This window comes from Staphylococcus auricularis, assembly GCF_051172115.1.
GTDB lineage: Bacteria > Bacillota > Bacilli > Staphylococcales > Staphylococcaceae > Staphylococcus > Staphylococcus auricularis_A.
On the sequence record NZ_JBPIZN010000001.1, the window covers coordinates 706,352 to 727,409 of the forward strand.

At 38.4% G+C, this 21,058-nt stretch carries 21 protein-coding genes and 1 riboswitch; of the genes, 5 read left to right on the top strand and 16 right to left on the bottom strand.

Annotated features, from left to right (window positions below):
- Positions 1-88 precede the first annotated feature (88 nt).
- Positions 89-331 carry a glutaredoxin family protein gene (locus ACSBRB_RS03420; protein ID WP_435031619.1) on the top strand — a complete coding sequence of 81 codons (243 nt, stop codon included), beginning with the start codon at positions 89-91 and terminating at the stop codon, positions 329-331.
- A gap of 136 nt (positions 332-467) precedes the next feature.
- Here ACSBRB_RS03420 and ptsP read toward each other — a convergent pair whose 3' ends face one another.
- The 5 genes from ptsP to auxA all read right to left on the bottom strand — a co-directional run bounded on the left by ptsP (position 468) and on the right by auxA (position 5,856).
- Positions 468-2,183 carry a phosphoenolpyruvate--protein phosphotransferase gene (gene ptsP / locus ACSBRB_RS03425; protein WP_435031620.1) on the bottom strand — a complete coding sequence of 572 codons (1,716 nt, stop codon included), beginning with the start codon at positions 2,181-2,183 and terminating at the stop codon, positions 468-470.
- 1 nt (position 2,184) lies between these two features.
- The gene (locus ACSBRB_RS03430; RefSeq protein ID WP_059106551.1) at positions 2,185-2,451 is read right to left on the bottom strand and encodes a phosphocarrier protein HPr; all 267 of its coding nucleotides are present in this window, start codon (positions 2,449-2,451) and stop codon (positions 2,185-2,187) included.
- A 162-nt stretch (positions 2,452-2,613) separates the two neighbouring features.
- Complete coding sequence (locus ACSBRB_RS03435; RefSeq protein WP_435031621.1) at positions 2,614-3,144, bottom strand: DUF697 domain-containing protein; 531 nt, start codon at positions 3,142-3,144, stop codon at positions 2,614-2,616.
- Positions 3,145-3,201: 57 nt separating this feature from the next.
- Entirely contained in the window at positions 3,202-4,371 is a 1,170-nt protein-coding gene (locus ACSBRB_RS03440) for a class I SAM-dependent rRNA methyltransferase (RefSeq protein ID WP_435031622.1), read from the bottom strand.
- Positions 4,372-4,542: 171 nt separating this feature from the next.
- Positions 4,543-5,856, bottom strand: coding sequence for a lipoteichoic acid stability factor AuxA (auxA, locus tag ACSBRB_RS03445; RefSeq protein ID WP_435031623.1), 1,314 nt, complete (start codon positions 5,854-5,856; stop codon positions 4,543-4,545).
- 328 nt (positions 5,857-6,184) lie between these two features.
- Between auxA and graF the strand changes: the two genes are divergently transcribed.
- The 4 genes from graF (at position 6,185) to ACSBRB_RS03465 (ending at position 9,480) form a co-directional block, all read left to right on the top strand.
- A complete protein-coding gene (gene graF / locus ACSBRB_RS03450; protein ID WP_435031624.1) occupies positions 6,185-6,316 on the top strand; it encodes a glycopeptide resistance-associated protein GraF in 132 nt (43 codons plus the stop codon).
- A 194-nt stretch (positions 6,317-6,510) separates the two neighbouring features.
- Positions 6,511-6,611: riboswitch (TPP riboswitch) on the top strand.
- Between the two features lie 70 nt (positions 6,612-6,681).
- Entirely contained in the window at positions 6,682-7,257 is a 576-nt protein-coding gene (locus ACSBRB_RS03455) for an ECF transporter S component (RefSeq protein WP_435031625.1), read from the top strand.
- A gap of 11 nt (positions 7,258-7,268) precedes the next feature.
- The gene (locus ACSBRB_RS03460) at positions 7,269-8,681 is read left to right on the top strand and encodes an ABC transporter ATP-binding protein (RefSeq protein WP_435031626.1); all 1,413 of its coding nucleotides are present in this window, start codon (positions 7,269-7,271) and stop codon (positions 8,679-8,681) included.
- A complete protein-coding gene (locus ACSBRB_RS03465) occupies positions 8,674-9,480 on the top strand; it encodes an energy-coupling factor transporter transmembrane component T family protein (RefSeq protein ID WP_435031627.1) in 807 nt (268 codons plus the stop codon). The genes ACSBRB_RS03460 and ACSBRB_RS03465 overlap by 8 nt, the downstream gene beginning before the upstream one ends.
- A 261-nt stretch (positions 9,481-9,741) precedes the next feature.
- Here ACSBRB_RS03465 and purD read toward each other — a convergent pair whose 3' ends face one another.
- From purD to purE, 11 genes are read right to left on the bottom strand one after another with little or no spacing between them, the layout of a single operon-like run.
- Positions 9,742-10,986, bottom strand: coding sequence for a phosphoribosylamine--glycine ligase (purD, locus tag ACSBRB_RS03470; RefSeq protein WP_435031628.1), 1,245 nt, complete (start codon positions 10,984-10,986; stop codon positions 9,742-9,744).
- A gap of 22 nt (positions 10,987-11,008) precedes the next feature.
- Positions 11,009-12,484, bottom strand: a complete 1,476-nt coding sequence (gene purH, locus ACSBRB_RS03475) for a bifunctional phosphoribosylaminoimidazolecarboxamide formyltransferase/IMP cyclohydrolase (protein WP_435031629.1) — start codon at positions 12,482-12,484, stop codon at positions 11,009-11,011.
- 14 nt (positions 12,485-12,498) lie between these two features.
- Positions 12,499-13,065, bottom strand: coding sequence for a phosphoribosylglycinamide formyltransferase (gene purN, locus ACSBRB_RS03480; RefSeq protein WP_435031630.1), 567 nt, complete (start codon positions 13,063-13,065; stop codon positions 12,499-12,501).
- Positions 13,058-14,095 carry a phosphoribosylformylglycinamidine cyclo-ligase gene (gene purM, locus ACSBRB_RS03485; protein ID WP_435031631.1) on the bottom strand — a complete coding sequence of 346 codons (1,038 nt, stop codon included), beginning with the start codon at positions 14,093-14,095 and terminating at the stop codon, positions 13,058-13,060. The genes purN and purM overlap by 8 nt, the downstream gene beginning before the upstream one ends.
- A complete protein-coding gene (gene purF, locus ACSBRB_RS03490) occupies positions 14,088-15,575 on the bottom strand; it encodes an amidophosphoribosyltransferase (protein ID WP_435031632.1) in 1,488 nt (495 codons plus the stop codon). Before purF ends, purM begins: the two co-directional genes overlap by 8 nt.
- Positions 15,554-17,743 carry a phosphoribosylformylglycinamidine synthase subunit PurL gene (gene purL / locus ACSBRB_RS03495; RefSeq protein WP_435031633.1) on the bottom strand — a complete coding sequence of 730 codons (2,190 nt, stop codon included), beginning with the start codon at positions 17,741-17,743 and terminating at the stop codon, positions 15,554-15,556. The genes purF and purL overlap by 22 nt, the downstream gene beginning before the upstream one ends.
- Positions 17,736-18,407, bottom strand: coding sequence for a phosphoribosylformylglycinamidine synthase subunit PurQ (gene purQ / locus ACSBRB_RS03500; RefSeq protein WP_435031634.1), 672 nt, complete (start codon positions 18,405-18,407; stop codon positions 17,736-17,738). Before purQ ends, purL begins: the two co-directional genes overlap by 8 nt.
- Positions 18,404-18,667 carry a phosphoribosylformylglycinamidine synthase subunit PurS gene (purS, locus tag ACSBRB_RS03505; protein ID WP_107392433.1) on the bottom strand — a complete coding sequence of 88 codons (264 nt, stop codon included), beginning with the start codon at positions 18,665-18,667 and terminating at the stop codon, positions 18,404-18,406. The genes purQ and purS overlap by 4 nt, the downstream gene beginning before the upstream one ends.
- Positions 18,664-19,371, bottom strand: coding sequence for a phosphoribosylaminoimidazolesuccinocarboxamide synthase (purC, locus tag ACSBRB_RS03510; RefSeq protein ID WP_435031635.1), 708 nt, complete (start codon positions 19,369-19,371; stop codon positions 18,664-18,666). Before purC ends, purS begins: the two co-directional genes overlap by 4 nt.
- Positions 19,368-20,498 carry a 5-(carboxyamino)imidazole ribonucleotide synthase gene (gene purK, locus ACSBRB_RS03515; protein ID WP_435031636.1) on the bottom strand — a complete coding sequence of 377 codons (1,131 nt, stop codon included), beginning with the start codon at positions 20,496-20,498 and terminating at the stop codon, positions 19,368-19,370. The genes purC and purK overlap by 4 nt, the downstream gene beginning before the upstream one ends.
- A complete protein-coding gene (gene purE / locus ACSBRB_RS03520; protein ID WP_435031637.1) occupies positions 20,485-20,967 on the bottom strand; it encodes a 5-(carboxyamino)imidazole ribonucleotide mutase in 483 nt (160 codons plus the stop codon). The genes purK and purE overlap by 14 nt, the downstream gene beginning before the upstream one ends.
- Positions 20,968-21,058: the final 91 nt, after the last annotated feature.

Consider the following 21,058-nt stretch of genomic DNA (forward strand, 5'->3'; position numbering starts at 1 on the left):
ATTTCCTTTAAATCAGTTGAGCTGCTTGAAATGTGACCTTGCTTCTCTTATAGTAAGGTGTATTGAATGAATGAAAAGGAGCGGTTAGATGCCAGATATAACTATCTATACACAAAATGATTGTCCTCCGTGTACATTCGTTAAGAATTACTTAACACATCACGAGGTACCTTACACTGAAAAAAATATCGCTAAAAGTGAGTACCGTAATGAAATGATAGATTACAATGCATTTGCGACACCTTTTATTCTATTGGACGGCGAACCGATGTACCAAGTCGACATGGATAAAATCAATCAAGTGTGTCACATCGAAACATCTGAATCATAATAGTCCATCCAATATTTCTAAACAACAATGACTCATAGGACCATATTTTAAAACAAAGTTTAACACGATAAATAAAAATGCCACCCTTATGCAGGTCTGTATCAACCTACATCGGGTGGCACTTTCATATCCTACTTTATTTCGCGTATTGTTTAACTAATGTTTGAACTTCATCTGAAGTCGCACAATCAATCGCGCGATTAGATAATTCATTCATTTCGTTTTTACTTAAGTTCGAAATTTGGCGTCTTGCTTTAAGGATAGATGTTGCGCTCATTGAGAACTCATCTAAACCTAGACCGAGTAATAATGGAATCGCGATTTCATCCCCTGCCATTTCACCACACATGCCAGTCCATTTACCTTCTTTATGAGAAGCTTCGATGACTTGTTTAACCAAACGTAAAATAGCTGGATTATATGGTTGGTAAAGATATGATACGCGTTCTGACATACGGTCTGCAGCCATTGTATATTGAATTAAGTCGTTTGTACCGATACTAAAGAAGTCCACTTCTTTCGCAAAGATATCTGCTAATGCAGCTGTTGAAGGAATTTCAACCATAATACCTAATTCAATATCATCTGCGACTTCTACGCCTTCTTGTTCTAAGTTTGCTTTTTCTTCTTCCAACAATGCTTTAGCATCACGGAATTCTTGAATTGTCGCAACCATTGGGAACATGATATTGAGTTTTCCGTACGTAGATGCACGTAATAGCGCACGTAATTGAGGACGGAAAATATCTGGTTGATCTAAACATAAACGAATCGCACGATAACCTAAGAATGGGTTCATTTCTTTAGGTAAATTCATATATGGTAACTCTTTATCGCCACCGATATCTAATGTACGTACGACGACACGTTTACCATCCATCGTTTCTAATACTTTTTTATAGGCTTCAAATTGTTCCTCTTCAGAAGGTAACTCATCTCTACCCATGTATAAGAATTCAGTACGGTATAAACCGATACCTTCTGCACCGTTTTCAATGACACCGTCTAAATCTTCTGGTGTACCGATATTTGCAGCAAGTTCGACTTGCCTACCATCTGCTGTAACAGACGCTTCTTCACGTAATTTTTGTAATTCTTTTTTATCTTCAAAGAAACGTTCACGTTTATTTTGATAAGCGATGACTTCATCATCAGTTGGATTAATAATGATTTCGCCAGTTAATCCATCGACGATAATCATATCACCTTGTTTAACCTCTTCAGTGATTGATTTTGTACCAACGACTGCTGCGATTTCCATTGAACGACTCATGATAGCTGAGTGAGACGTTCTACCACCAATGTTCGTCACAAACCCTTGAACGTATGCTTTGTTGAGCTGTGCAGTATCTGAAGGTATTAAGTCATTACCAATGATGACAACGCTTTCATCAATCATGCTAGGATTTGGTAATTCTACACCTAAAATGTGTGCCAATACACGTTTTGAAACGTCACGAATATCAGCTGCACGTTCTTTCATATATTCATTGTCCATAGATTCAAAAATAGAAACGAATTGATCAGTGACTTCAGTTAATGCTGTGGGTGCATTCACTTTATCGTTTTTGATTTTATCTTCTACGGGATTTATGATTTCAGGATCATCTAAAATAAGTAAATGCGCGTCAAAAATAGCCGCTTTATCTGCACCTAAATTTTGTTCTGCATTATTACGAATTTTAGTTAATTCCACTTTTGTTGTTTCGATAGCGTTTCTGAATTTTTCGAGTTCAGATTCAACATCTGTAATTTGTTCTTTATCAAATGATAAATCTGGCTCTACAAGTAAGTAGGCCTTAGCAATTGCAACACCATCTGAGGCAGCGATACCTTTCATATAGTTAGACATATTACTCAGTTAAGCCTTCTTTAGATAAAACTTCAGTGATTGATTCAATTGCTTCTGCTTCATCGCTACCATCTGCATAAATTGTGATTTCTGCATCTTTGCCTACGCCTAAACTCATAACACCCATGATTGATTTTAGGTTTACTTTTTTACTGTTGTACTCCAATTGTATATCTGAATCAAATTTTGATGCTGTTTGCACGAGCATAGTTGCTGGACGTGCATGAATGCCTGTTTCGTCGATAATTACATAAGATTTTTGTTCCATAATTTGATTACTCCTTCGTATAGCTAGAATGATTTTTTATAAAACCTTGTGCATTTTATATACTAAACTCTACCAAAAACTACATATAAATTCAATCTGTTCTATCCCAGTTATCGCAACATCTGAGCAATATTATGACGCATTTTTGAAAACGCTCTAATATCACCATAAATCACGAATCACTTTTTCACATTTTTCAATGTGATCGTCACCGATTTTCTTCATGAAATAGTAACTAATGGATGCAGAAAGTGCTTGCCCAACGACTGGGAACCATTTCGTTTGTTTGACTGCTGTTCGTTTCGCTACATCGCGAACCACTACTTTGAGTAGTCCTTCAGAAACCTTTCTACCGATGAATTGACTACCTTGGATAGCAGCTGCAGTAAGAATACGTTCTTTCATTTCATCTCCAAGTGAATTCACTTGTTTTTTATCTAAGCCATATAACTTGTTGATGTCACTGATGATATCTCTCATCAGTTTGATATCTACACCAAAGTCTAAACCTGGAATCGGTACGACACTCACACTAGAAGATAAGAGTGCTTTTTTACGTACAATGGCTTGTGCACGTTGATGACGCTCAGCAAGCTCTGCTTCATCCGTCGGTAAAAAATGTTTCGTATCAACATTTTCAATATTAAGCACTTTATTTGTTAATTTATTGGTCATTTTATTTTTAATGCCCATATTACTTTCACTCCTATAACAGTCATATTTTTATGATGTTACCCCATTTAGATCTAGTTAATTCATCGTTACAAAAATTGCTTTTAAATATTTAGATGGTTTGTAGTGTGGGTGTGTTTTGAAGTCTTTAGGTAGCCCCATCACTTCATTGATTTCATAGTCTATGCCCGCTTCATCTAATGTGCGTTTGACCGTGTTTTTAAATGATTTGAGACTGAGTCCGCTGTGGTTGGTACAGAGTAATAATGTGCCTTGTGGTGCTAAAATATCGAGTGCACCTTCAATCAATTTGTCGTAATCTTTAAGCACTGAAAATGTTTTATTTTTATTACGCGCAAAGCTTGGTGGATCGATGACGATGGTATCATACACTTTATTGTGACGTCGCGCATAATTATAGTAGTCGAATGTATCCATGACATAAATGTATTGTGATTTAGGATCGATGCCATTAAGCCCAAAGTTATCTTCAGTTAAAGCTCTAGAACGATTGGCGAGATCCACACTCGTCGTAGTCTGTGCATGTTCAGCCGCGATAACAGAAAATGCGCCAGTATAACTAAATAGATTCAATATATCTCGGTCTTCTGCAAACTGATCACGCAATTTTTTTCTAACTTCTTTTTGATCTAAAAAGATACCTGTCATCGGTCCATCATCTAAATCGACATTGTAATATGTGAAATTCTCTTCGATGACAATCGAAAACGCAGGGGCTTCCCCTTCTACAAAACCACCTGTAATTGCTTTATCTTTAAAACGCATTTTTTCATAGATAGAAGTATAATCAAAAACACTTTTGATTGCTTCTAAAATCGTATAACGGAATTTATAAATCCCTTTTGAGTACCATTGAATAAGTAGGTGTCCATCGTAATTATCGATCGTTAAACCACCAACACCGTCGCCTTCACTATTGAAGAGTCTAAAGGCATTTGTCCCCTCAATTTGGTAAAAGTATTGACGTGCTTCTAAAGCTTCTGTAAATAATGCTTCGAAAAATGAGACATTGATATCAGTGTCTTTATCATAGCTGAGCACCCAGCCAATCCCTTTATGTTGACGACCTACATAAGCAGTCGCAATGTATTGTCCGCTATCATTTACGAGATAAAAGAGATCCCCTTCTTTCAAGTGATCATGTGCGTATAAATCGTCTTCTTCAATAAGGGGATATTGATTTAAATATTTTGTTTCTTTCCCTTTATTAACCGTTGCGGTTTTCATGGAAATGCCTCCTGTCCTTTCTGCTGTTTACCATGTACTTTCTCTTCATTCTATCATCTTAACATAATTGGTACACGTCAAACCCTAACTTCATTTACCTCATCATTGAAAAATCCAAAATAAAACAGCGGCTTTTAACTTAATAAAAACCGCTGTCTTTGATTCCATTCGTTATTCAACGATGCTGTCATATGCTTCCTTACGTAAGTTTATGATAAAGGCTACAACCACTGCCAACAACATCACGAGTAGAATTGGTGTGATAAATGTTGATAACAACAAGCCATGCACCATAATGTTGACGAATTCTGTGAGTAATTTGAAGAAAAGAATACTAATCAAGAAGAGTTGTAAATAATAAAATTTACCTTTTAAGAAATTCACAAGTGTCGTTAAAATATAAGCGATGATGATGATCATGAGTAAGAACAGCGTCACCCATTCTACGACATATTGTGTTTGTGACATTTCCCATTGACCGGACACGAATAATGAATTTCTGTTGTTAAATTCAATAATCGTGAAGAAGAGTAATACCGCACCACAGAAGAGTTCGATATAAGCGGTCTTCATCCATTTTGGTGGTTTCATCCATTTTGGAATATCGTCTTCTTGAATATCAATTTTTTCTTTCCATTTATTAACGAATTTATCTTTTTTCGCTCTCATTTTTTCAATATCAACACTACGTCTTGTCTTACGCGTGAATTCAGTTGTCTTATCTTGAAGTGATTTTAAGCGTTCTTTGGTTTGGTTTGTTACTGAGTCTCTATCTTTTCTAGATAACTCAGGCTCTTCCTCACCTAATTCTTGTTTTGTTAATGGTAATGAACGTCTAAGGAATAAGAAATTCCAAATCGCCATTTGTCCTAATAACCACATTATTAAGAAGAATGCATTCACACTCAAGATATCAATCGGTAGAATTTCGTCACTACCAATTCGGTTGTACAGTACGATTTGCGTAATTAAATAAGAAATACCATAACTGAAGATAATCAGTAAGTAATGACTTTTACGATGATTTCGATTCAATTCATCTTTATAAACGATGTAGCCAATATGTATCGCGAAAGGAATTACAAATATAATAGCGAAAAAGCTATACACTTGCGTCATTAAAATTAATGTAATGATAAAAAATAAGATACCAATGACTAAAAAGAATATTGAAATATCATAGTCATATTTTGTAGTTCGGAACAATAACGTACCGATGTAGATTAATAATGCCCCGAATAAAATAATTAAAATTGCACTGATAATCGGAAAATTACCGATATAGTGGCTCATCACTCTGATAATTTCACTGAAAAACGCGTTGATAAAATCCCAGACATTATCTATATATAATGTAACTTTCTCTTTACCATTTAATTTATGTATCAGTGGAACGTTAACTAAGATGATGATACCAATTAACAGCGAAGCAAGTCCTATGATATAACTGTACAATATTTCAGCATGCTTCTTTAGAAAGGACATTCCATTCACCTCACCATCATTATATATGAACTTTAAGTTCTTGTCTTTATATTCCTTACAAATAAGACTATAGTACGACGGTGAATCGTTGCCGTCAACTCTTCTTATTTATGCTTTTCTAATCATCATGCGATCTGATATAAGTAACCTTTATTTTATGCCAAATGTCATAAATGGGTCAAATATTGCATCCTACTTATTTTACCCGTTTCACGCGTACCGACACTAACTTTGTTGAAACTTATCCCCTTCTTCATACGCGTTTATTTTCCGGAAAATGTGGTATAGCGATATAAAGAGACAACAATAAGAAAGGGAGTGTTCAGATATGTCTGAAGAAAACATCAAAAAAGCAGCAGAACAAGCTAAAGAAAAAGAAGAAGAATTAAAAGATAAACACGAAGAAGCAAAAAACGATCAAGAAGAAACACAAAGTAACGTACAAGACACATTAGATTAATAGAAAATAAAAACTCAACGATCTATTTATATGTCATTTACATTGGCATGAGTATGTAGGTATGACAAAACATGCAGATACTTACATACTCTTTTTTTATGCGATTTGATATAAAACGCTAACAATTTTGAGTTGTTGGCACCTTGACAAAGGTATTAAAAAGGCATACATTAAATATGATAAATTTAATAAACATTTCGCACTAGGGGTGTTTTTAAACTGAGATGAGGGCAACCTCAAACCCTTTGAACCTGATCTAGATGAAGCTAGCGGAGGAAAGTGTTTTAATCATATACGATCCGTATGCCATTTTATGCGCACAATCTAATCAGGTTGTGCGTTTTTGTTTTGTTAGGAGGATGTTTATGTCAAAAGGATTAAAGCTTTCTGATATTCTTGTAACCGTGTTAATCGCGGTCGTGTTTGCGATTATTTACAATATCTGGAACTTTGTTTATAACGCTTTACAAGTCACAGGGTTACACCTTGAAGAACTTTCTTATGGAATGTGGTTTATGGCAGCTGTAGTGGCTTACCTCATCATACCGAAACCAGGGATTGCCGTACTTGCTGAATTTGCTGCAGGTGCTGGAGAAACGATTGTAATGGGTCGTTTCGATATTCCTACAATGATTTACGGTTTATTACAAGGTTTAGCGTGTGAAATTATTTTCGCTATATTCCGTTATCAATCACGTTCATCAATGGTAGCGATGTTAGCAGGTCTACTCGCTGCAGTAGTGACACTACCACTTGACTTTGCTTATGGGTATTTAGCAGAAATTGCCGGCTGGAACTTAGCACTCTACATTGGTTTCCGCCTTATCAGTGGCATCGTCGTTGCAGGACTTGCTTCCTATTACATTGTGAAAGCCTTGGACAAGACGGGCGTAACCAAATTGTTCAGACAATCTTCACGGTCAGATTATGACAACTTATAAGGAGTCATCTCGTGTTAGTTGCTAAAAATTTACGCATGAAATACCCAAACAGTGAGAAGAAAATCTTTGACGGTCTCGACCTGACGATTCATGACAAAGAGAAAGTACTATTACTCGGTCCATCAGGGGCTGGGAAAAGTACGCTACTCAATGTCTTAAGTGGCATCGTACCAGATCTGATAGACCTGCCAATGAAATATGATGAATTATCAATAGATATGCATTGTGGGGTAATCTTCCAAGACCCTGACAATCAATTCTGTATGCCACAAGTGAATGAAGAATTAGCTTTTGTTTTGGAAAATAGACAAGTGCCACGTTCTGAAATGGATGCACAAATCGATGCGGCATTAAATGCAGTTAATCTCAACATCGATCAAACGCAATACGTCAATCAATTAAGTGGTGGAATGAAACAAAAGTTAGCGATTGTCGAAACGATATTACAACGTGCCCAAACACTCTTTTTAGACGAACCTACTGCTATGCTAGATAAAGAAGCCACTGAATCGCTCTGGCGTAAAATTAAAGATGTATGGCACGACCAAACAGTTTTAATCGTCGAACATAAAGTGGAACATATTTGGGACAATGTGGATCGCGTCATTTTAATCAATTATGACGGGAAAATCGTTGCGGATGATACACCAACTGTCATATTAAAACAACATGAAGACTTGCTAACGGAATATGGAGTGTGGCATCCCCATGCATGGGAACATGCCCCATCACCGACAAAAAGGGATGCAATAGCTGAATCACAACCTCGCTTCCAATTTATAGATGGACATATCAAACGTGGTAAAGAGACGTTGATATCAATTGATGATTTAAAAATTGGGTCAGGCGAATGGATCACAGTCACAGGTTCTAATGGTGCTGGAAAAACCACACTCTTAGAATCTATGATGCAGCTATTAAAATACGATGGCACGATGACCTATGAGGGACAACAATTACGTAAAGTTAAGGACGTAGCCGGACATATGTACCTCGTCTATCAAAATCCCGGTTTGCAATTTATTACCAACTCGGTTTACGAAGAAATCTACATTCAATATAAAGATATGACAAAAACACAAGCGGAAACTGCGACCGCTGATATGTTAGAAACGCTCGACTTAACACGTGTAAAAGATCAACACCCATTTGAACTTTCTGTAGGACAAAAACGAAGATTAAGTGTCGCAACGGCCATGAGTTCGAACGCTGACATCATCTTATTAGATGAACCTACATTTGGGCTCGATAGCCATAATACATTTAATTTAATTCGCTTGTTCCAACAACGTGTTGAAAATGGACAAACTATCGTGATGATTACACATGATCCAGAAATCATCCGCCGTTATCCAACGCGTCAACTGCATATTACAGATAAACAACTTCAACAAACAGATAAGCCAGGTGAATATTATGTTTGAAATGTGGAAGATACGCAGAACGTTTGTCGATGATGTTAATATTATTACGAAATTAGCGATCGCAGTCATACTCTTTTTCTTCGTTATACTAGTCCATCAATTCGATTTCATATTGTATTTAGCCATCATGATGTTTTTATTACTGATGGTATTCAACGGGGTGAAATGGGGCATTACCTTTGCCTTTGTTGGTGTAGCAATCGTATTTAGTATTATCTCCTCTTTTTTCATGATCTTTTATGGTGATGGTACGCATACCATTTTTAAACTCGGTTTTATGCACATCACGACTGAAAGTCTATTTAGAGGATTACACCTAGCACTCCGTACAATTACCATTTCATGTTTTGGTATCTTAATTGCTTTTACCTCACACATCGTCATGGTCTTTTACAGCTTGATGCAACACTTAAAGGTAAAACCGAAAGTGGCTTATGCTTTTATGGCAGCGATTCGTATGGTTCCGCTCATGATCACATCGTTGATTCAACTACGTCACTCATTGAAAATGCGTTACCAAGTTATCGCACCACAGCATTATAAAGGCATCAAACGATTGAAACATTTATTCATTCCATTGCTCAGTCAAAACATAAGAAAGGCACATCAACTCTCAGTAGCAATGGAGAAAAAAGGATTTAAGGATGGGCCTCGTACGTATTATTATCATGCACCCTTTTCCTATAAAGATATTTTACTCGTAATCATTGTCGTTGTGCTTGTGATTGTTGCCTATTTATTATGGCAAACCTTCCCTATTACAGGCATCAACGATATCAGACTCAATGATTTTAGTTAAACATTATCGTTTATTTATCCTGATCCCAATCCATACCTCAATATAAATAATAATGAATTAAGTCGAAAAGGTGTATAACCATCGCCTACGACGGGGACTCCCTTAACCTTTCTCTCACCCAAGCCTCAGGGTGAGAGTTTTTATTTGTGCCGGGAATTTCTTCTGGGCTTATAATATCGTTTCTTCACACAAAGAAGCGTGGAGCCACATTTATCGACTGTACTCCACGCTTCTTTCTAATTATTCATTTTTAAAATTCACTTATGAATTCAAGGCTTTATCACTAATATCATTTCTGTAAAAGAGTGCTTCATTTTCGATTTGAGCTACTTTATCATAAGCATCTGTTTTCGCATCTTGGATTGTACTGCCTTGACCTACAGCTAATACAACACGTCCACCAGTAGTGACGAGTTGTTCACCATCACGTTTAACCCCACTGATAAAGTATTGTCCATCATCCACTGGAAAATCTTTTAGAGTGGCACCTTTATCATAAGCACCTGGATATCCTTTAGATGCTAACATGACACCGACCACGGCGTCGGATTTCCACTCGAAGTGAATTTCACGTTTATCGTAGAGATCCACAATATGTTGCATGAGATCACTTTCCATACGTGTGAGTAATACTTGTGCTTCTGGGTCACCAAAACGCGCATTAAATTCTATGACTTTAGGGCCTTCTTTAGTAAGAATCGCACCAATATATAACACGCCAAAGAATGGTACTTCTTCTTTATCCATCGCCTTTACAATAGGTTGTGCGATAAGATCGTTTGTCTGTTGAATCACGTCGAATGAAATATGAGGTACTGGACAATACGCACCCATGCCCCCAGTATTAGGGCCTTCATCATGATCATACGCACGTTTATGATCTTGGGCGATACAATCAAATGGCACGGCGTAATCGCCATTAACGAAAGTCATAAGTGAAAACTCTTCACCCTCTAAATAACTTTCAAAGATAACGCGTGCATCACCTTTTTGATAGAATTGTTCGACCGCTTCTTCAGCTTCATCATAATTTTGAGCAATGATGACCCCTTTACCTGCTGCTAAGCCATCTTTTTTCACAACCACTGGATAATCACAAGATTGGATATAAGCTATTGCATCCTGTTTATTCGTTACAGAGCGATAATCAGCAGTAGGAATATCATATTTTTTCATCAGTGCTTTAGCAAACGTTTTTGAGCTTTCTATTTGTGCAGCCGCACGTGTCGGTCCAAACACTTTTATACCTGATTCGATTAACAAATCGGTAAGGCCATCTGTAAGGGGTTGTTCAGGTCCAATCACAACCCACTCAATGTCATGAGTTTGTGCAAAGTCAACGATTGCTTTGTGGTCTGATTCTGCAATATCTGACTCGACATGAGCCACTTTTTCCATACCTATATTACCTGGTATCGCATATAATTCATCCACGAGTGCTGATTGGCTCAATTTATACGCTAATGCATGTTCTCGACCACCCGCTCCGATTACTAATACATTCATGTTTGATTTCCTCCAAATCTCATTAATGTTTAAAGTGGCGTACACCAGTCATAACCATGGCAATACCATGTTTATTCGCCATATCAATTGAATCTTGGTCTTTTTTAGAACCACCAGGTTGAATGATGGCTTTAATGCCATGTTGTGCTGCTAATTCTACGGTATCATCCATTGGGAAGAAGCCATCAGAAACCATGACAACATTTTCATCGATATGATCTGCACGTTCAATCGCGATACGTGCTGATCCTACACGGTTACTTTGCCCTGCACCGACGCCAAGTGTTTGATGTGCATTAGTTAGGATGACTGCGTTACTTTTCACTGCACGAACAACACTCCAACCAAATAACATTGCTTCCCATTGTGCTTCAGTTGGTGCTGTTTCTGTAGCAACGGTCATTTCTTCACGAGAGACATGTTTATGATCTTTTTCTTGTACTAGATAACCGCCTGAGACCGAAACCATGTCTGGTGAATCATCTTGATCCATTTTAATTTCGAGTAAACGTATATTTTTCTTCTGTTCTAATACTTCTAGCGCTTTATCTGTAAATGATGGAGCAATGACAACTTCTAAGAAGATTTTGTGTAATTCTGTTGCTAATGCTTCATCTACTGGGCGATTTAACGCAACAATACCACCGAAGATCGATTGACTATCTGCTTCATAAGCACGGGCATAGGCTTCTTCAATTGTGTCACCAATACCGACACCACATGGATTCATATGTTTGACTGCCACAGCTGCAGGGCCATCATATTGTTTAACTAATGCTAGCGCAGAATCAGCATCTTTAATATTGTTGAAACTCAATTGTTTACCGTGAAGTTGTTTAGCCCCAGCAAGCGTATGTGGTGCATTAGATTCACGTACAAAGTAAGCAGATTGTTGAGGGTTTTCACCATAGCGTAATGTTTCTTTACTTTCATTGAAAAATTGAACAATCGCTTGATCGTAATCTTGTGTATGACCGAAAACTTTTACCATGAGTGATTTACGGAAGCTTTCGTCTAGCGTGTCATTTTTCAATCGTTCAATCACTTCATCATAATCAGCTGGATCTACGACTGTAGTCACGTGTTTAAAATTTTTCGCTGCGGCACGTAACATCGTCGGTCCACCGATATCGATATTTTCAATCGCATCTTCTTCCGTCACATCCGGATTTGCGACTGTTTCTTTAAATGGATAGAGATTCACTACGACCATGTCGATCAAATCGATCTGTTGTGCTTTCAATTGATCGAGGTGTTCTGCTTTATCGCGATCAGCAAGAATACCACCATGGACCGCTGGATGTAATGTTTTCACACGTCCATCTAGGATTTCATCAAATTGTGTTAACTCTGAAACTGATTTCACAGGTGTTTGTGCTTCTTCTAATGCTTTCATCGTGCCCCCTGTTGAGTAGAGTTCAAAATCTTGTTCTACTAATTGTTGGGCGAAGTTGACAAGCCCTGTTTTATTGGACACACTGAGTATTGCTTTTTTCATGCTTTTTGCACTCCCTATTGAATAATTTCTGAAATAACGGCTGGATAAAGTTCATATTCTAACGATTTGACACGCGCTTCCACGTCATCGTGTGTATCATTTTCAAAAATATCGCAAGATTTCTGAGCGATAATAGAACCAGTATCCATACCACTGTCCACATAATGTACTGTCGTACCTGTTTGGGTTTCATGATTCGCTAACGCTTGACCAATGGCATCTTTACCTTTGTATTTAGGTAATAATGACGGATGGATATTTAATATCTGACCTTCATAGGCATCAAGTAGCGTGTCACCTATCAGTTTCATATATCCTGCGAGAATGATCCATTCGACTTGTTCCTCACGTAATAATCTGAGTAGCTGCGCTTCGTAAGTGGCTTTTGAATCAAAATCTTTCACTTTATTAACGTGTACAGGAATATTTAAGCGGTGTGCTAAATCTATACAACCCGCATCTTCGTAATCTGTATATAATGCGGTAATTTCAATTTGTGATAGCTCACCTGATTGAACACGCTGAGCGATATTTTCAAAATTGGTACCTGAACCTGAGGCGAATATAGCCACTTTAGTCATGTTGAACACCTTCTAATGTAATACCTTCTGTACCTTCGTAAGTATGTCCAATTTCATACGCATCCATACCTTGTTCTTTTAATATGTTTATTGTTTGTGCAACGTCTTGTTGATCCACGACTAAGGTAAAACCGATACCCATGTTAAAGACGTTATAAATTTCATCGGCATCAATTTGGCCTTGTTGTTGTAACCAGTCAAATACTTTTGGTTTCGGGAACGTAGTCACATCGATATGCGCTGACACACCTTCAGGAAGTGCTCTAGGGATATTTTCATAGAAGCCGCCCCCTGTGATATGTGTCATCGCATAAAGTTTCACTTGGTCTTTTACTGCTAAGACAGGTTTCACATACAATGTTGTAGGTTGTAATAACACCTCTAATAACGTGCGTTCACCATCGAAAGGTGCATGTAGATCAACATCACTTTGTGCCACTAAGCTGCGTACTAAACTATAGCCATTAGAATGTATACCATTAGAAGCAATGCCAATGATGGCTTGTCCCGGTTTCACTTCTGAACCATCGATATATTGATCTTTCTCGACTGCACCGACTGCGAATCCCGCAACATCGTATTCATTTTCATGATACATTTCACCCATTTCTGCCGTTTCACCACCGATGAGCGCGACATGGGTTTCTTTACAGGCATCTGCCACACCTTTAACAATTTGTTCAATGGTTTCAGGGACCACTTTATGCGTCGCAATATAGTCTAAGAAATATAATGGTTCTGCCCCTGTGGTTAAAATATCATTTACACACATCGCTACCGCATCGATGCCAATCGTATCGTGTTGATCGTTGTCGATAGCTAATTTTAACTTCGTACCGACACCATCCGTACCTGAGACAAGCACTGGCGCTTTCATATTGAGTTGTGATAAATCAAAGGTTGCTCCAAAGCCACCAAGGCCGCCTAACACTTCTGGTCTCGTCGTTTTATTTACATGTTGTTTCATGCGTTGGACTGCTTCGTAACCCGCTTCGATATTGACCCCTGCTGCTTCATATGATTTAGACATGACGATGCCCCTCTCTATCAAAATATTGTGGGTGCTCTTCAATATATGCACGTTGTCGTTTACTTAAATTTGCTTCGTAATTGGCTTCGTAGTCACAAAGACCTGCTGGATAATCACCTGTAAAACTTTCTACACAGAGTCCGCCATAAGGTGCATCCACATCTAAATCAACCGAATCGATGAGGCCATCTACACTGAGATATGCCAATGAGTCTGCACCGATTTGTTCACTAATTTCTTCAGGTGAATAATTCGCAGAAATCAATTCAGCTGTCGTTGAAACATCTATACCATAAAAGCTTGGGAACATGAATTCTGGAGAAGCGATACGCACATGGACTTCATTCGCACCCGCTTCTTTTAACATTTTGACAATGCGTTTACTTGTCGTACCACGAACGATGGAATCATCGACTAACACGATGTTTTTGCCATTTACAATCCCTTTGACTGCCGATAGTTTCACACGAACACCTTGATCACGTAACGCTTGAGTAGGTTGGATGAAGGTACGTGCAACGTATTGGTTTTTTACAAGACCCATTTCATAAGGTAAGTGTGCCGCTTCTGCGTAGCCTGAAGCCGCTGATAATGATGAGTTCGGTACGCCGATCACCATATCCGCATTTTCAACAGGGCTTTCCTCAGCTAGACGTTTCCCTGTTTGTTTACGGACTGCATGCACATTTTTACCAGCAATGGTTGAATCAGGACGCGCAAAATAAATATATTCCATCGCAGAAATAGCCGTGTTTGTTTCATCTGTATAGCGTTCAACACGCATGCCATCGTCGTTAATGACTACATATTCACCCGCATGAATGTCGCGTACAAATTCGCCACCTAATACATCAATAGCGCATGTCTCACTTGCTAGCATGTATGAACCATTTGGTAATTTACCGATTGCCAATGGTCTAATTGCATTCGGATCGACTGCACCGTATAACGCATCTTTCGTTAAGATAGAGAATGTGAAACCGCCTTTAATTTGGTTGAGACTTTCGATCAACGCCTCTTCAAATGTCGATTGTTTACTGCGACGAATGAGGTGAATAATCACTTCGGTATCTGAAGATGAATGGAAGATGGCACCTTGTTGCTCTAGTTCTCTACGTAAGCTTTCTGCATTGATAAAGTTACCATTATGTCCCACTGCAATACTCGTATCATAAAAGTGGTATAAGAATGGTTGAATATTTTCGATACCTTTCGCGCCTGACGTAGCATAACGGACATGGCCAATGGCGTGTTGATAAGGCTCTAAGCGTTCCATCTGTTCAGGTGTTATTGCTTCAGTTAATAAACCTAAACCACGTTCACCAACAAGGCGGTCATTATCGCTACAGATAATGCCTGCACCTTCTTGGCCACGGTGTTGTAAACTATGGAGACCCATATATGCGAGTTGCGCAGCTTCTGGATGATTCCATACACCAAATACGCCACATTCTTCATTTAAACTGTTGTATTCAAACATTGTTCAATGGCCCCTTCCCATTGTTGTTTCAATTGATCTACATCACGGTGGATCTGTTGTGATTCACTTGCTACGTTAAATTGTTTATCGTCTGTGAGTGTTCCAATTTCAACTGCATCATCAATTTGAATAGCTTGATTGGGTTTAACTGCTACGATGTAACGACCTGGTGTTTCACTGAATAACTGTGCGTCACTAAATGATAACGTAACGTCTAAACCAAGTGAATAATGTGCAGCGATACGAGCTAGCGTCATAAGCGCACCGCCTTTACCTACTGTTTGAACGTGTGAAAGTTGCCCTTGTTGAACGGCTTGTTTAATTTGTTCACCACGCACAACTTCTGTAGATAAATTGATATCAACTTGTTCATGGCTAAATGCATTATATTGTAATTTTTCGAGTTGACTACCTGCAAAATCATCTTTGGTTTCACCTACGAGATAAAGTTGATCTCCTGCATGTGGATGGAAGTCATTAAGATAATCGATGTCTTCAATTAAACCAACCATACCTACAACAGGTGTTGGATAGATCGATGATGTTTGTGTTTCATTATAAAGTGACACGTTACCAGAAACGACAGGTGTCGCTAATGCTTCACATGCTTCTGCCATACCACGTGTTGAATCAATCAGTTGTTGATAAACACCTTTTTTCTCTGGTGAACCATAGTTTAAGCAATCTGTCATTGCTAAAGGTGTAGCCCCTACGGCAATGAGATTACGGTACGCTTCAGCAACGACCATTTTGCCCCCTTCATAAGGGTTGTTGAATACATAACGTGCTTCACCATCAATCGTTGAGGCAATCGCTTTATTCGTACCTTCAACACGTACGACAGAAGATTGTAAACCTGGTTTAACGAGGGTATTCGCACCGACTTGTTGATCATATTGTTCATATAAGTAGCGTTTAGATGCAATGGTAGGATGTGTAAGTAATTGGTCGAACGCTGCATTCACATCTACATCACTATAATCATGTGATTTGGTTTCTGGTTTTTCATCAGTGCCTTCTAAAACGTAAACAGGTGCTTCATCCGCTAATGGTTCAACTGGAATATCTGCAAACAACTCATCGTCGTAAGTTAAGACAAAGCGTTCTGTATCTGTCACTTCACCGATCACTGCACTATCAAGTTCATGTTTTTCAAATAAATCTAAGAATTGTTGTTCTGTGCCTTTTTTAACGACAAGCAACATCCGTTCTTGTGTCTCAGACAACATCATTTCGTAAGGTGAAATACCAAGTTCTCTCACTGGTACTTGATCTAAACGTAAATGCATGCCGCTTCCGCCTTTAGCTGCCATTTCAGAAGAGGATGATGTTAGTCCAGCAGCACCCATATCTTGGATACCTACAAGATCTTCGTAGGTAATCGCTTCTAATGTTGCTTCCATTAATTTTTTACCTACGAATGGGTCCCCGATTTGAACAGATGGACGTTTACTTTCGCTATCTTCACTCAACCCTTCGGAAGCGAATGTTGCACCATGGATACCGTCACGACCTGTTTTCAAACCAACATAGATGACAGAGTTACCTGTACCTTTAGCAGTCCCTTTTTGAACCATATCGTGATCAATCACACCGACACACATTGCATTAACTAATGGATTACCATCATAACGGTCATCGAATTCGATTTCACCTGCAGTCGTTGGAATACCGATACAGTTACCATAACCGCCAATTCCTGCAACGACGCCTTCTAGTAAACGGCGATTTTGCGGGTGAGAAAGTTCTCCAAAGCGTAAACTGTTAAGTAGATTAATCGGACGTGCACCGATGGATACGATATCTCTAATGATACCTCCGACACCAGTAGCAGCACCTTGATAAGGTTCCACAGCTGATGGGTGGTTGTGTGATTCTACTTTAAATACCACTGCTTGTTGATCACCAATATCCACGACACCTGCACCTTCACCAGGTCCCATTAATACGTGTTCACTTGTCGTTGGAAATTGTTTTAAAAATGGTTTGGAGTGTTTATAAGAACAATGTTCACTCCACATCACTGAGAAAATACCAGTTTCAGTGAAATTCGGTCTGCGTCCTAAAATGTCACAAACTTTGTCATATTCATCATCACTTAAACCCATCGTTTGATATAAACGTTCGGCTTGGATTTCTTCAACACTTGGTTCAATAAACTTAGACATGTTGTTTCCCCCAACTTTCTACCATAGATGTAAATAAACGTAAGCCACTATCTGTACCTAACAAGCTTTCAAGGGCACGTTCAGGGTGCGGCATCATACCACAGACGTTACCGCGCTCGTTCACAATACCAGCGATATCTTGATAAGAACCATTTGGATTGTCATCATACGTTAAGATGATTTGATGATTGTCTACAAGTTGTTGATACATCTCTTCAGTACAGTAGTAATGGCCTTCACCGTGTGCGACTGGATATGTCACGATTTCATCTTTGTCGTATTGTTTCGTAAATGGTGTATCGTTATTCATGACTTTCAACTGTTCATTACGGCTGACAAACAAGTGAGAATCATTTGGTAATAATGCACCTGGAAGTAAGCCAATTTCTGTTAAGATTTGGAAACCATTGCAAACACCAAGTACGGGTTTACCTTCATCTGCAAAGCGTTTTACTTCGTTAATAATTGGTGCAACACTTGCTACGGCACCAGAACGCAAGTAGTCACCAAAAGAGAAACCACCTGGAATTAACACCCCATCAAAGCCTTCGAGTGACGTTTCACGATAATCGACATATTCCGCTTCAGCATCTACTTTAAGCGCCGCGTTAAACATGTCTCTGTCACAATTTGAGCCTGGGAATTTCAATACTGCGAATTTCATGCGTCGTTCTCTCCTTCTTCTATCACTTTATAGCTATATGTTTCAATGACTGTATTAGCGAAAAGTTTTTCACTTAGTGTATTGACTACATTGTGTACTGCTACATCTGTTGCTTCATCCACATCCATATACAATACTTTACCTACGCGAATATTGTTCACTTGTGTATAGCCTAAATCATGGACTGCTCTTGTTAATGCTTGACCTTGTGTATCTAATACTTGGGGTTGTAATGTGATGTGTAGCTCGATCGTTTTCATCGCTCAATATCCTCCAATTTATTTAAAAATGCTTCATACGTATCAATGATTGAACCTGTGTCTTCACGATAAACGTCTTTATCAAAGTTTTGGTCACTGTCTTTTGCCCAAATACGACAAGTATCTGGAGAAATTTCATCAGCGAGTAAAATGTCGCCATCAGGTGTACGACCAAATTCAATTTTGAAATCCACTAATCTTAAATTCATTTCTGACATTAAGGCGCTTAAGTGTTGATTAATTTCGAGTGCAGCTGATTTTAATGTATCGATTTCTTCTTTTGTCGCAATGTTCAGTAAAGTGACATGATCATCTGTTAATAACGGATCATTTAAATCATCATTTTTATAAAAGAATTCAACTAAGGGTTGTTCGAATGTCGTACCTTTTTCAAAGCCTAAGCGTTTGGTAATTGAACCTGTCGCAATGTTACGTACCACCACTTCTAGAGGGATGATATCTACGGTTTGTACGAGTTGCTCTGTTTCTGAAAGTTGCTCTACAAAATGACTTTTTACGCCATTTTCTTTAAGATATTGGAATATTTTTGAACTGATAAGGTTGTTCAAACGACCTTTCCCAGGAACTTTATCTTTTTTAGCGCCATTACCTGCAGTTACTTCATCTTTATATGTGACATGTAGTAGTCCTTCTTGATCCGCATCGTAGATATATTTTGCTTTTCCTTCATATAACAGTTTCAATATTTTTCTCTCCTTTCAAAGGCTTTTAATAAGGTTTGTTCAGTTTGATCAACATCGTCTGTCAATTGGGTAAGGTGGCCCATTTTTCTATCCGGTTTGCGCATTGTTTTACCGTAGATGTGGACATGCCATTCTGGATGATCACCGAATTCATCTTCGAGTAAGTCTAGATCACGGCCAAGTAAATTCATCATCACTGCTGGTTTTAACAACTCAATATTTTCAGGTAATTTTTGACCTGTGACTGCTAAAATATGTGTATCAAATTGTGAATAATCGCAAGCTTCAATTGAATAATGTCCGGAATTGTGAGGTCGTGGTGCGATCTCATTGACGTGTAATTGGTTTTGTTTGTCGATGAAAAATTCAACTGTAAATGTACCTACAAAATGAACGTGCTGAGCAATTTTATTTACTTGTTCGCGTGCATTTTCGGTATGATCTACACGAGAAGGCACGATTGTTTTAAATAGGATTTGGTTTCTATGTTCATTTTCTTGTAACGGAAAGTATACGATTTGATCGTTATTACCAATTGTTACGCTAAGCGAAACTTCTTTGTATAAATCGAGGTATTGTTCGGCTACACAATCTTGTTCTGAAACGAGTGCTTTCGCTTCATCGAGATCGTCTGAAGATTGTACGAGGATTTGTCCTTTACCGTCGTAACCACCAAAACGTGTTTTGACCATAAATGGATAACCGATCTCTTCCACTGCGTGATCTAAACTTTGTGCGTCTTTAAGTTCTAAATAAGGAACAATACTAGCACCAGCAGCTTCTAATGTTTGTTTTTCAACTAAACGGTCTTGTAACAACGTAATCGCTTCATAGCCTTGAGGTACATTGTATGTTGCGGCTAATTGTTTTAATTGTTCTGCTGAAATATTTTCAAATTCGTACGTCACAACGTCAGAACATTCACCTAGTTGTTTAAGTGCTTCTGTATCATCGTAAGGTGCATTGATAAAGTCATGTGCCACGTGTTGACATGGACAAGCTTCATCAGGATCTAACACGATGACTTTAAAGCCCATGCGTTGAGCGGATTGCGCCATCATTTTACCTAATTGACCACCGCCAATGATACCGACTGTAGAACCGATAGGAAGTTTATCGAAGGTCATTTTGCATTTCACTCACTTTCTCAGCTAATTGATCTTCATACTGTTTAAGTCTGTCTTGCACTTCAGGATGACCGATACTTAAAATTCTTGCAGCGAGAATGCCGGCATTTTTCGCCCCTGCTTTACCAATCGCTGTCGTCGCAACTGGAATACCCCCAGGCATTTGCACGATAGAAAGTAAAGAATCTAATCCTTTTAAGCTTTTAGATTCAATCGGTACACCAATGACTGGTACTATTGTTAATGCTGCGACCATACCAGGTAAGTGTGCAGCACCTCCCGCACCGGCAATGATGACGTCATATCCATTATCTCTTGCTTCTGAAGCAAACTCATACATTAATTGAGGCGTACGATGTGCTGAAACAACCTTAGCATCGTACGGAATACCAAATGTTTCTAACATGTCACAACTTTCTTTCATCATTGTCCAATCAGATGAACTACCCATGATGACTGCTACTTTCAAAATGAACACCCTTTCAAAAATTTGAAATTCAACTCATATAAGTTGTATATTACATATATAGGATAGCAAGAATTATCTCGTTATTCAATTC